Origin of the sequence: Pseudomonas sp. R3-52-08 (genome assembly GCF_003851745.1) — a bacterium.
Taxonomy (GTDB): Bacteria; Pseudomonadota; Gammaproteobacteria; order Pseudomonadales; family Pseudomonadaceae; genus Aquipseudomonas.
The window spans coordinates 3,428,687-3,441,438 of the sequence record NZ_CP027730.1; the positions used below are offsets into that span (position 1 = coordinate 3,428,687).

Genomic DNA, 12,752 nt, shown 5'->3' on the forward strand with positions numbered 1-12,752 from the left:
GGAGGGCACGCACATGACCATTCGCCAACCCTGCCCGCCCGGCGTTTGTGACTGCGAGCGCGAACGCTTGCTGGAGGCGCCCGAGCCCGACCTGCGCATTCTCAACCTGACACGCCAGGAAGAAAAACGCCTGCTCGAGCGCCTGGAGAACCTCAAGAGCCTGCAGGACCTCGAACATCTGCAGCAGCGGATGTACGAACAGTTGGGCATCCGCGTGCATATCGCGCCGGGCCACACCGAGGTCAAGAGCATGCGCGGTATCCAGATCGTCATCGACGAGCTGCCCGGCCTGTGCCGCAAGACCCGCCAATCGATTCCAGCGGCGATCCGTCGTGGCCTGGAGAAGCAGCCCGAGATTGCCTACCGCTTGCTGGACGCCCACGACCTGTTTCGCGACGCTTGAATCACCCCGCTACCGTCTCGCGCAAAAACAGCGTCTGCCCTGTCTCCCTGGCCTTTCGCAGATGCGCTTCGGCACTGTCGCTTTCCGATTCCAGCAGCAACTGCGAGGTCAGCACCTGCGCTCCGCAGTAGTCGAAGATCCCGTAATCGATCTGCGTGCGCATGGCCTGGGCATAACCGTGCCGGTCAAAGGCGCCGGCATCGGCAGCCCCCAAGGCCAGCAGGTGCACCTGCAAGTGCCGCAACTTCTTGGTCACCGGTGTATCCGGGCCGTAATCGATCGCCCAGCCGTTGACGAAGACACGGTCGATCCAGCCCTTGAGCAACGCCGGCATGGACCACCAGTAGATCGGGAACACCATGACCAACGCGTCGGCGCGCTCGATGCGGGCCTGTTCGGCGAGGACATCCGCCGGCGGCGTGGCGCGGCTGCGGTGTACCTGGTGGTCGGCGGCGGTGTAGCGCGGGTCGAAACCTTCGGCCGCGAGGTCGGCGATTTCAAAGGTGTGCCCGGAGGCGCTCAAACCGGCACCCACGTGCGCGGCCACGCTGTGGGTCAGGGATTGGCTGTCGTGATGAGCCACAACGATGAGTGCATGCATGACATTGACTCCTTTTCGGCTTAAGCTACTTTTAGTAAGTTACCTTATTTAAGTTACTTTTGGTATATAAGCATGTCAAGCGAACAATCCCCTGCCCCCCGTCGGCGTCTTTCCCGCGAAGAACGCCTGCAACAATTATTGGAAACCGCCTGGCAACTGGTGCGCGAGGAAGGCACCGATGCCCTGACCCTGGGGCGCCTGGCCGAGTTGGCCGGAGTCACCAAACCGGTGGTGTACGATCATTTCGTCACCCGCTCTGGCCTATTGGCCGCGCTGTATGAAGATTTCGATGGGCGCCAGAACCAGGTGTTTGTTGACGCCATCGAGGCCAGCAGCGCGACGCTTGAAGCGCGCGCGTGGGTGATCGCCTCGTCCTATGTGGATTGCGTGTTGCTGCAGGGCCGCGAGATTCCGGGGGTAACGGCGGCGCTCAGTGGCTCGCCGGAGCTGGAGGCGCTCAAGCGCAAGTACGAGGCGATCTTCCTCGACAAATGCCGCGATGCCCTGGCGCCCTTCGCGCCGGATGGCACGCTTTCCCAAGCGGGCCTGCGCGCCATGCTGGGCGCGGCCGAAGCCTTGTCCCATGCCGCAGCCAGCGCGGAAATCAGCCGCGAAGAAGCGCAGCAGGAACTGCTGGCGATCATCCTGGCGATGGTCAAGCGCGGCGCCGCCTGAGACCGCGACGGTCGTCAACTAAAAGCAGATCAATGTGGGAGGGGGCTTGCTCCCGATAGCGATGGTTCAGTCAATTGATAGGTGACTGACACACCGCCATCGGGAGCAAGCCCCCTCCCACACTGTCACCGGTTCTCAACCCAAGCGTTCATCTACAAACCGCTGCACCTTGCGCGTCAATTGATCCAGGTGCCGGTCGCGCTGCTTTTCCGCGTCCACCATTGCGCGCTTCCCGTGCTTTTGCAGCAGGTAGGTATGGATCTGCCGCACTTCCAGTGAGCTGTAGATAGCAGCCACGTCGAGCACGCCCATCAACCCATCGGTGCCATAGTCCCGCGTATTCATCAGCACTTGGGTGCCACGCGCGCCGCGCACCTGCAAGCCCATCGCTTCGAATGCCGGAACCTTCTCCACCGAGCACGCCAGCTCTCCATGGGGATAGCGCGCGAACACGTCATTCAGCATGGCCCGGGCCACGCCTTGGCGCCGGAAAGCCGAGTGCACGGCCATAAAGGCCACGCCACAGGCTTGAGGGTCGTCCTTCACCGGGAGGTACAGGCAAAAACCAACGACGGTCTCCTCCTGCATCGCCACGACCAGCTCAACGCTGATGCCCTTCGATCCATCCAGCGCCTCCAGGTACAGGTGCACCTCAAACCCGATGGCGTACTGGTAAATGTTGTAGAGCAGGTTGCTGGGCGCCAGTGCCACGCTGCTGATGTCGGTGAGGTTGTCGACCACCAACTGCAGGATCTGGCTGTTGATCGGTTCGGGGCACGGCGTGGTGTAGCGGGTAAGGCTGAACATGCAAATTCCTGGGGTTTCACGTCAAGGCAGTGGCGATTGTACCTGTTGCACGCCGTGAAGCCTCGGCCCTGAACCGCCGGCACTCAAGCATTGAACAAAAAAAGTTCGGACCAACGGGTGCATGCACGCACCTGGATCGCGCATCATGGGCACTTTCAAGCTCAAGGGTAACGTCCATGCGCGTTCTGTCATTGATGATGGGTCTTACGACGCTGGCCGCCAGTACGGTGTTCTGCGCCAGCGCGATGGCGAATGAAGAAAGTCAGTTGGTGCAACAGATCAACCAGTACCGCAGCCAGGTGCAGCGCTGCGGCGACCAGGGTTCCCAGGAATTGCCGCCGCTCAACAGTGACACACGGCTGGTGCTGCCGGCCACCAATGTCGGCGATTTGCAGCAATCGCTGGCGCGGGCCGCGTACCCCATGGTCAACGTGCAGGCCATCAGCCTGTCCGGGCCCAGGGATGCCGAGGCCGCCATGAAAGCGGTGCGTGAAAGCTTCTGTCGCGTGGTACTCGACCCGCAATTCGTTGACATCGGCGTGAGCAACAGCGGCCAGGACTGGCGCATCGTGCTCGCCCGCCCGCTGCTGACCAGCGGCCTGGGCGACTGGCAGACCGAAGGCCGCAAACTGCTCGACCTGATCAACGCCGCCCGCGCCCAGCCGCGCCAGTGTGGCACCCAGGCGTTCACCGCGACCACGCCGCTGTCGTGGAACGACGACCTGGCCGGTGCCGCCAACAGCCATACCCGCAACATGGCCAACGGCAACTTTTTCGATCACCTCGACCACGACGGCCGTACCCCCGGCGACCGCGCCGAGCTGGCCGGGTATATCGCAAAAAACATCGGTGAAAACATCGCCGCCGGCCTCGATACCCCACGCAAGGTGCTCGACGGTTGGCTCGCCAGCCCCGGCCATTGCGCCAACCTGATGAACCCGCAATTTCGTGAATTGGGCGCGGCCTATGCAATGGACCCGAAAAGCGATGCGGGCATCTACTGGACGGGGCTGTTCGGCGCGCAATAACGGTGGGCGCAGGCCCGGACCTGCGACGACTCGCCCCGCCAAATGGGCAATGAAATCAAAGTGCTATATAGGAGATAATCGCGCTGAACTGATCCAGGTCATTCCGGTCTGTTGCTAGTCGGTCTGACTTCTTCAAAGCCTAACAACGCGTAGCGAGCAAGGTGTGAACCCAATGATGAATTGGCTGCAAGGCAGCAGCGTAATGGCAGAGCGGGTTCGTCGGCATGATTGGGCCAGTACGCCCCTGGGGCCGGTTGAACACTGGCCGGACGTGTTGAAGACAACCGTTGCGCTGTGCTTCGCCTCCAGCTTTCCCCAAGCCATCGTCTGGGGGCCTCAATTGATCACCCTCCACAACGATGCATTCGTGCCGATCCTGGGCAACAAGCCCGACGCCCTGGGCCGTCCGTTCAACGAGGTGTGGCACGAGGCATGGGATGACATCCGCCCTATCGCCGACACCGCGTTCGCCGGGCAGGCCACCTATATCGAAAACTTTCCGCTGTTGATCCTGCGTGACGACACGCCTGAACAAGCGTATTTCACCTTTTGCTACAGCCCGATCCGTGATGCAAAAGGCGCGGTGGTGGGGTTGCTCGATACCGTCACCGAAACCACCGCCACGGTCTTCCTCACCCGGCGCCTGGCCGTGCTGGACGCCATCGGCAACAGCGTCGCCACGGCCACCGACCCCGAAGCAATCATGATGTCGACCACCCGCCTGCTGGCCGAACACCTGCAAGTATCGATTTGCGCCTACGCCGACATGGAAGACGACCAAGACGGCTTTACCATTCGCGGCGACTGGTCGGCGCAAGGCTCGCCGAGCATCATCGGCCATTACAGCCTGGCTGCGTTCGGTGAGCGCGCGGTGGCCTGCCTGCGCGCCGGCGAGCCCCTGGTGATCGGCAATAACCTGCTCGAGTTGCCGGCCCATGAAGCCGCGAACTTCCAGGCACTCGGTGTAACGGCGACCATTTGTATGCCTTTGATCAAAGACGGCCGCCTCACCGCGCTGATGGCCGTGCACGACAAACAGCCCCGCCACTGGTCCTCCTATGACCTGGCGCTGTTGGGCGAAGTCACCGAACGTTCCTGGGCGCATATCGAGCGCGTACGCGCCGATGCTGTGGTGCGTGAGGGCCTGGCGGCCTATACCGAACTCAATGCAACCCTGGAACAGCGCGTCGAAGAGCGCACCCGCGCCCTCGCCCAGGCCGAAGCCGCGTTGCGCCAGTCGCAAAAGCTCGAGGCCATCGGCCAACTCACTGGCGGCGTCGCCCATGATTTCAATAACCTGCTGACGATCATTCGCTCATCCGTGGACTTCCTGCGCCAGCCGGGGCTCTCGGAAGAACGCCGGCAACGCTATATGGGCGCGGTGTCCGATACCGTCGAGCGGGCCAGCAAGCTCACCAGCCAACTGCTCGCCTTCGCCCGCCGCCAGCCCTTGAATCCGCAGGTGTTCGATGTCAGCCAACGGGTGCGCAACATCGGCGACATGCTCGAGAGCGTCACCGGAGCACGCATTCAGGTGCAGGTGCAATTGCCTGACCAGCCCTGCTATGCGCGCATCGATCCCAGCCAGTTCGAAACCGCCCTGATCAACATCGCCCTCAATGCCCGCGACGCCATGGACGGCCAAGGCAGCCTGATCATCAAGGTCGCCGGCCAGCAGCCGCTGCCGCGCATCCGCGGGGATGCCGAGTCGCGCCTGCCCTACATCACTATTTCCCTGGCCGACACGGGCGTGGGCATTCCCGGCGATACCGTCGAACGCATTTTCGAGCCGTTCTTCACCACCAAGGCCGTCGGCAAGGGCACCGGCCTGGGCTTGTCGCAGGTGTTCGGCTTTGCCAAGCAATCGGGCGGCAATATTGATGTGGCCAGCACCCTGGGGCAAGGCACGGTGTTCACCCTGTACCTGCCCGAGGTGGAAGGCGAAGCCGCGCCCCGGCAGGACGCACAGCGAGACCTTCCACCCCCGTTGGACCTGGCCCAACGGCATGTACTGATCGTGGAGGACAACCTGGAGGTGGGACGCTTCGCCAGCCAGATCCTCAAGGATTTGGGTTACCAGACCACCTGGGCCACCAACGCCGAACAGGCGCTGACGCTGGCCGGCAACGACGCCCAGGCCTTCGACGCGGTGTTCTCGGATGTGGTGATGCCTGGGATGACCGGCGTCGCCATGGCCAAACTGATGCGCCAGCGCCGGGCGGACCTGCCGGTGGTGCTGGTCTCGGGTTACAGCGAAGAACTGGCGGACAGTGGCTATGAAGGCTTTGAGTTCCTCGCCAAACCCTACTCCGCCGAACAGGTTGCGCGCGCGTTGGCCAAGGCCATGGCCAAGGATCAGCCCGCCACGGCCACCTGATTGCGGCCCAGCGCCTTGGCCCGGTACAGCGCCTTGTCGGCGCTGTCCATCAAGCCATACAAGTCCAGCGCCTGGGTATGGGTCGAAGCCAGGCCCAGGCTGGCACTCAGCCCCTGCACCGGGTCGGCCCTCAGGTCGCCAATGGCCTGGACCAGTTGCTCGGCGATGCTGCGCGCGGTCTCCAGGGACGTATTGGGCAGCAATATTGCGAACTCTTCGCCCCCCAGGCGGCCGTACACATCGACCTGGCGAAACGAGGTGCTGATCACGCTGCCAATCTGACGCAACACCTGATCACCGGCTTGGTGCCCGTAGGTGTCATTGATGGTTTTGAAGTGATCCATGTCCAGCATCAGCACACACAGCGGCTGCTGCTCGCGACGGCACTGGGCATAGAGCGCCTGGGCCTGTTCGAAAAATGCACGACGGTTCATCAACCCGGTCAGCTCATCGGTCTGGGAGGCGTGGGTTGAAATGGTGTGGGCGCGCTCCATTTGCCGGGTCAGGCGAAAAGCTTTTTCCAGCGCGTCGGACAGTTTGCGCGTGGCGCCCACCACAAAGGATGAGAACACCAACACCGCCAGCGCCACGCCCACCTGCATCGGCGACGGCTGGAACAGCAGCCACAGGGTACAGGGCAACAGCACCAGGCCCATGGACCCCAGCGACATGTAGCGATACGCCGAATAGCACGACACCGCGCTGACCGACATGCCCACGGCGAACAGCATGACCAACACCTGGGACACGCGGTCATCGACCGGCATCACCGCCAGCGCCCCGCTCCCCCAGATGCCCGCCGACAGCATCAGCGTCAGCCAGTAACGCCGCTCCCAACGCGCAGGCGTACGCTCGCTGTCAGGGCAGCGGAACCATTCAAGGAATAATTGCAGGCGCAGCAGTGACGAGCCGGCCAGCAGCACCAGCCATACCACGATCACTTGGTGATCGAAGCGGTCCCAGCACAACCAGCACAGCATAAGAGCAGCCAGGTAGCTGCCAAACAGCGCCGGGAATGACTGGCGAAACAGCTGGTGCAAACGGTCGGTGCGCACCTGCTGTTCGATAACACGGTCCGGGTCTTGCCCAAGCCCACGGCTATTCATGCGATTCGCCTGTCTGAGTGCTACGACAAAGGTACCATTGTGGCACCCTGCCAGTAGCCCGGACAACCGCATCCGTCGCGCCAGGCGCGTTTAACTCTCCTGTGGTCGCAGAATCAACACACCCAAAGGTGGCAGGTTCAGCGACAGCGACACCGGCTGCCCGTGGCGGGGTTCATCCAGGGTCTGTACCGCACCGCCATTACCGTAGTTGGACCCGGCATACATGTCGGCGTCACTATTGATCACTTCGCTCCAGCGTCCGGCGAAAGGAACGCCGACCGCATAGGCCTCACGCGGCACCGGGGTGAAGTTGGCGACGACCAGCACTGGCTTGCCGTCCTTGCTCCAGCGCAGCCAGGCATAGACGCTGTTGATCGCATCGTCGCCAATCAGCCACTGGAAGCCCTGGGGTGCGTCGTCCTGCTCGTGCAGCGCCGGTTCCTCGCGGTACAGGCGGTTCAAGTCGCCCACCAGCTTCTGCACCCCACGGTGCTCGGGGTATTGCAGCAGGTACCAGTCCAGTTGCTGGTCGTGGTTCCACTCGCGCCACTGGCCGAACTCGCAGCCCATGAACAGCAGCTTCTTGCCGGGGTGCATCCACATGAAACTCAGGTAGGCACGCAGGTTGGCGAATTTCTGCCAGCGGTCGCCGGGCATCTTGTCGATCAGCGAGTGCTTGCCGTGCACCACTTCGTCGTGGGAAATCGGCAGGATAAACCGCTCGGACCAGGCATACACCAGGCCGAAACTCAGCTCGTTGTGGTGATGGGCGCGGTACACCGGGTCTTGCTGGATGTAATGCAGCGAGTCGTGCATCCAGCCCATGTTCCATTTGTAGTTGAAGCCCAGGCCACCTTGCTGGGTGCTTTGGCTCACCCCCGGCCACGCGGTGGATTCCTCGGCGATCACCAGGGCACCCGGCGCCTCCAGCGCCACCACGTCGTTCAAGTGGCGCAGAAAATCGATGGCTTCCAGGTTTTCGCGGCCACCGTGACGGTTGGGCACCCATTCACCGGCTTTGCGCGAATAGTCGCGATACAGCATCGAGGCCACCGCATCCACGCGCAGGCCGTCGACGTGGAAGTGCTTGAGCCAGTGCAGTGCCGAGGCGAGCATGAAACCGTGCACCTCGGTGCGGCCCAGGTTGTAGATCAGCGTGTCCCAGTCCTGGTGGAAACCTTCCAGCGGGTTGGCGTATTCGTACAGCGCGGTGCCGTCGAACTGCGCCAGGCCGTGGGCGTCCGTCGGAAAATGCGCCGGCACCCAGTCGAGGATCACGCCGATGTCCGCCTGGTGGCAGGCATTGACGAAATACGCGAAATCTTCCGGCGAGCCAAAGCGTGCGCTCGGCGCAAACTGGGACAAGGCCTGATAGCCCCACGAACCGCCGAAGGGATGCTCCATGATCGGCATCAGCTCGATATGGGTGAAGCCCAGTTGTTGCACATAGGGAATCAGCCGCTCGGACAGTTCGCGCCAGCCGTACTGGCGTGACACTTCCCCGGCCTCGTCCAGCTCGCATTGCCAGGAGCCCACGTGCAACTCGTAGATCGACAGCGGCGCGGTGGATTTCTGTTTGTCACCTCTAGCCTGCATCCACTCGTGGTCCTGCCAGTCCACCTGCAATGGCGCGGCGACCTTCGAAGCGGTGTCCGGCGGCAGCTGGGTGGCCAGGGCCATCGGGTCGGCTTTGAGCGGCAAAATGCCGTGGGCACCGAGAATCTCGTACTTATAGGCCGCCCCCGGTTGCAGACGCGGGATGAAAATTTCCCACACGCCCGACGGATGGCGCAGACGCATCGGGTGCCGGCGACCGTCCCAGATGTTGAAGTCGCCCACCACCGAGACCCGTCGGGCATTCGGCGCCCACACGGCGAAACGTACGCCCTGCACGCCGTCGACCGTGGTTACCTGAGCCCCCAGGCAACTGCCCAGGTCGCGGTGGTTGCCTTCGGCAAACAGGTACAGGTCCATTTCACCGAGCAGCAATTGGTTGAAGCTGTACGGGTCTTCAGTGATCTGCTCGCCGCCGGCCCACTGGATCTTGAGCAGGTAGGCCTGACGCGTGCTGAAGTGCCCGACGAACAGCCCCGGCACCTGGCTGGCGTCGAGGCTGCCGATCGGCTCGCCACTGTCACGCGCCAGTACCTGGACACTCAAGGCTTCGGGCAGGAACGCGCGGATAAATTGCCCGCCCTGCTCATCATCATGCGGCCCAAGGATCGAGAATGGATCGTGGTGCTCGGCGCGTACCAGCGCCTCGACGTCCTTGGACGCCGGCATTGCAGTCAACTTGGGCTGCAGCGGTTCTCTATGCGTAAAACTCATGACGTCTCCCCACCGCGTGCAGTTTTCGATTCAGGTGTAAGCCCGCTGAGCAAACCGTGCAACCCTTGCAAGGGCACCGGCAACCAGCTCGGGCGATTTTCCGCTTCGTAGGCCACTTCATACGCGGCCTTCTCCAGGCTGAACAACGTCAGCGCGGCGTCCTGGCCGTTGGCATCCTGCCAGTCATGCGCCAGTGTAGCCGTCGCCGCCTGATAAGCCCGGGTAAATGCCTGGCGGGCTTCACTCAGGTAACGCTCGGTCACGCGACGACGCGCGGCGTCGGCTTCTGGCGAATGATCAACCCCTTGCACATTCAGGGCCATGGCCGCTGCGTAATCAAAGGAGCGCAACACCCCACTCACGTCCTTGTAGGGGCTGTGCTTGCCGCGCCGTTCATGCAGCGGCCGCGCCGGTTCGCCTTCAAAGTCGATCAAATAGGCATCGCCCTTGACCACCAGTACCTGGCCCAGGTGCAAGTCACCGTGGACGCGAATCCGCAACCCGCCCAGCGTGGCTTTCGCCAGCGCCTGGACATGGCTGCCGATGGCTTTTTTCTGCGCCAGTAATTCACTGACCAGCGCCTGATCGGCGGGGTTCAACTGGCTTTGATTTACTTTGAGCAACTGCAGGGCCCGCTCGATCTGCGCCCCCACATCCTTGGCCCAGGCCTGGGTGTCCTTGACCGAAGTGACTTCGGGCTTGAAGTCCTTGTTCTGGGTAGGCGCGCCCAACACCACGTGCATCTCGCCCAGACGCTGGCCGAGCAGGCCGGCAAAGTCTGCCAGCTCGCCCAGGGCGTTGTAGTGCTGCTCCTGTTCGGAAATCGCCTCGGCCAGTTCGTCGCGAATGGCGCGTTCGAGGTTGTTCTGGGTCCAGCTCCAGGCGTCGCCCTGGTTGCTCAGGTAGCCCTGGGCAATCATCAGCAGGTTGTCCTGACCCTGGGCGTCGCGCCGGCTCATCGAGCCCATCAACGGCGAAATGTTCGGGTATTCGGCTGCGGTCAAGTAGGCGCTCATTTCCAGTTCCGGGTGCACCCCGGCACTGACTTTGCGGATCAGCTTGAGCACCAGGCTCTCGCCGACCACCACCGAACTGTTGGACTGCTCGGCAGACAAGTAGCGCACCGCTGATTCATCCGTCAGTTGCAAGGCTGCCAGGTGCGGCGTGGCTTCAAAGCGCAGGTCACCCTCGCTGCTATTGAGCACGGTACCGGCCTGCAGGCTTTGGATCACGCTGCGCACAAAGTGCTCGAGGCTGAACGCGTCGGTGACCAGCCCTACCTGGCGGCTGCGCCGTACCCGGGCCATTGCCAGTTGCTGCGGCAAGGCGCTGGTGAGCTGGTCTTCGCCAAGGAAGCCGAAGGGCAGCTGATAACGGCTGGTCTGGCCCGCGCTGGTGACGTCGATCTCGCTGAGCAGTACCGGGTGCTGGGCGTCGCCGAAGCGCACGCCGTAGGCGATATGCACACTGTCGATGGTGGCGTCCTTACCGGCGAACCAGCGGCGCTTGGGCAGCCAGGCCGGCAGCGACGTATGCTCCAGGGTGGTGCGGCAGGGTTCTTCCAGTAACTCTTCCATACGTTTTTTCAACACCAATGTCGTGAAGTCAGGAATGCTCTGGGCCGGTTCCACATGCCAGCTCGGCATCTGGTTTTCCGCCGCCAGCACGAACCAATAAAAGCCATAGGGCGCCAGGGTCAGCAGGAAATTCAGTTGGCCGATGGGCGGGAACGCGTTACCGCCGAGCATCTCCACCGGCACCATGCCGGCGAACGCCGACAGGTCCAGCTCCGCCGCCTGGGCGCTGCGCGAAACGTTGGCCACGCACAGGATGGTTTCAGTGCGGCCGTCCTCCCCGGTGTATTCACGGGTATACGCCAGGATGCGGCGATTGCTCGGCGACAGCATTTTCAGGCTGCCCCGGCCAAACGCCTTGGATTGCTTGCGCACCGCCAGCACGCGCCGCGTCCAGTTCAGCAGTGAATGCGGGTCCTGGGCCTGGGTTTCGACGTTGACCGACTGATAGCCGTATTGCGCGTCCATGATCGGCGGCAGCACCAGGCTGGCCGGGTCGGCGCGGGAGAAACCGCCATTGCGGTCGATGGACCATTGCATCGGCGTACGCACGCCATCGCGGTCGCCCAGGTAAATGTTGTCGCCCATGCCGATTTCGTCGCCGTAGTAGAGGGTCGGCGTGCCGGGCATCGACAGCAACAGGCTGTTGAGCAGTTCCACGCGGCGCCGGTCACGCTCCACCAACGGCGCCAGGCGCCGGCGAATGCCCAGGTTGATGCGCGCGCGACGGTCTGCGGCATAGTAGTTCCACAGGTAGTCGCGCTCTTTGTCGGTGACCATCTCCAGGGTCAATTCATCGTGGTTGCGCAGGAAGATCGCCCACTGGCAATTGGCCGGAATTTCCGGGGTCTGGCGCAGGATGTCGGTAATCGGAAAGCGATCTTCCTGGGCCAGGGCCATGTACATGCGCGGCATCAACGGGAAGTGGAAGGCCATATGGCATTCATCGCCGTCGTCGCCCTTCCTGTCACCGAAATAGAGTTGGGTGTCTTCCGGCCATTGGTTGGCTTCGGCCAGCAGCATGCGGTCTGGGTAATTCGCGTCGATTTCGGCGCGGATCTGCTTGAGCACCCCATGGGTTTCGGCGAGGTTCTCGTTGTTAGTGCCGTCCCGCTCGATCAGGTAGGGAATCGCATCCAGGCGCAGGCCGTCGATGCCCAGGTCGAGCCAGTAGCGCATCACCGACAGCACGGCTTTCATCACCTGGGGGTTGTCGAAGTTAAGGTCGGGCTGGTGCGAATAGAAACGGTGCCAGAAGTACTGGCCGGCCACCGGGTCCCAGGTCCAGTTGGACTTCTCGGTGTCGAGGAAGATGATCCGCGTACCGTCGTATTTCTGGTCGTCATCCGACCACACGTAGAAGTCCCGCGCCGCCGAACCCGGTTTGGCCTTGCGGGCGCGTTGGAACCAGGGATGCTGGTCGGACGTGTGGTTAATCACCAGCTCAGTGATCACGCGCAGCCCACGCTTGTGGGCCTCGGCTATGAAGCGCTTGGCGTCGGCCATGGTCCCGTAGTCGCTGTGTACGCCACGGTACTCGGCGATGTCGTAGCCGTCATCACGGCGTGGCGAGGGGTAGAACGGCAGCAGCCAGATAGTGTTTACGCCGAGGTCGGCAATGTAGTCGAGCTTGGCGATCAGCCCGGGAAAATCGCCGATGCCGTCATTGTTGGAGTCGAAATAGGATTTGACATGCACCTGGTAAATCACCGCGTCCTTGTACCAGAGCGGGTCCTTGATAAAGGTGGCAGCCTTGGGTTTTTTCGCCATTGGAAACTCCTGGAATACTCAAACTCTTACAGACTGAACGCGTTCAATGTGGGAGGGGGCTTGCTCCCGATGGCGGCGGTTCA

At 62.6% G+C, this 12,752-nt stretch carries 9 protein-coding genes; 4 read left to right on the forward strand and 5 right to left on the reverse strand.

Annotated elements, in window-relative coordinates:
* Positions 1-13 precede the first annotated feature (13 nt).
* A complete protein-coding gene (locus C4J91_RS15595; protein ID WP_124363159.1) occupies positions 14-403 on the forward strand; it encodes a hypothetical protein in 390 nt (129 codons plus the stop codon).
* A 1-nt stretch (position 404) separates the two neighbouring features.
* Here the strand turns inward: C4J91_RS15595 and C4J91_RS15600 are convergent, their stop codons facing one another.
* The gene (locus tag C4J91_RS15600; RefSeq protein WP_124363160.1) at positions 405-1,004 is read right to left on the reverse strand and encodes an NAD(P)H-dependent oxidoreductase; all 600 of its coding nucleotides are present in this window, start codon (positions 1,002-1,004) and stop codon (positions 405-407) included.
* A gap of 72 nt (positions 1,005-1,076) precedes the next feature.
* Here C4J91_RS15600 and C4J91_RS15605 point away from each other — a divergent pair, with 72 nt between their 5' ends.
* On the forward strand, positions 1,077-1,679 hold the full coding sequence (locus tag C4J91_RS15605) for a TetR/AcrR family transcriptional regulator (protein WP_124363161.1): 603 nt from the start codon (positions 1,077-1,079) through the stop codon (positions 1,677-1,679).
* A 135-nt stretch (positions 1,680-1,814) separates the two neighbouring features.
* Here C4J91_RS15605 and C4J91_RS15610 read toward each other — a convergent pair whose 3' ends face one another.
* A complete protein-coding gene (locus tag C4J91_RS15610) occupies positions 1,815-2,486 on the reverse strand; it encodes a GNAT family N-acetyltransferase (RefSeq protein ID WP_124363162.1) in 672 nt (223 codons plus the stop codon).
* Positions 2,487-2,662: 176 nt separating this feature from the next.
* Here C4J91_RS15610 and C4J91_RS15615 point away from each other — a divergent pair, with 176 nt between their 5' ends.
* Both C4J91_RS15615 and C4J91_RS15620 read left to right on the forward strand, forming a co-directional pair.
* The gene (locus tag C4J91_RS15615) at positions 2,663-3,514 is read left to right on the forward strand and encodes a CAP domain-containing protein (RefSeq protein ID WP_124363163.1); all 852 of its coding nucleotides are present in this window, start codon (positions 2,663-2,665) and stop codon (positions 3,512-3,514) included.
* A gap of 172 nt (positions 3,515-3,686) precedes the next feature.
* Entirely contained in the window at positions 3,687-5,891 is a 2,205-nt protein-coding gene (locus tag C4J91_RS15620) for a GAF domain-containing protein (protein ID WP_124363164.1), read from the forward strand.
* On the opposite strand, the gene C4J91_RS15625 is transcribed toward C4J91_RS15620, so the two are convergent.
* From C4J91_RS15625 to treS, 3 genes are all read right to left on the reverse strand, one after another.
* Positions 5,870-6,997, reverse strand: coding sequence for a diguanylate cyclase (locus tag C4J91_RS15625; RefSeq protein WP_124363165.1), 1,128 nt, complete (start codon positions 6,995-6,997; stop codon positions 5,870-5,872). The genes C4J91_RS15620 and C4J91_RS15625 overlap by 22 nt on opposite strands.
* 90 nt (positions 6,998-7,087) lie before the next feature.
* Positions 7,088-9,325: a 1,4-alpha-glucan branching protein GlgB gene (gene glgB, locus C4J91_RS15630; RefSeq protein ID WP_124363166.1), complete on the reverse strand. Its 2,238-nt coding sequence runs from the start codon at positions 9,323-9,325 to the stop codon at positions 7,088-7,090.
* Positions 9,322-12,669 carry a maltose alpha-D-glucosyltransferase gene (gene treS, locus C4J91_RS15635; protein ID WP_124363167.1) on the reverse strand — a complete coding sequence of 1,116 codons (3,348 nt, stop codon included), beginning with the start codon at positions 12,667-12,669 and terminating at the stop codon, positions 9,322-9,324. Before treS ends, glgB begins: the two co-directional genes overlap by 4 nt.
* Positions 12,670-12,752 lie beyond the last annotated feature (83 nt).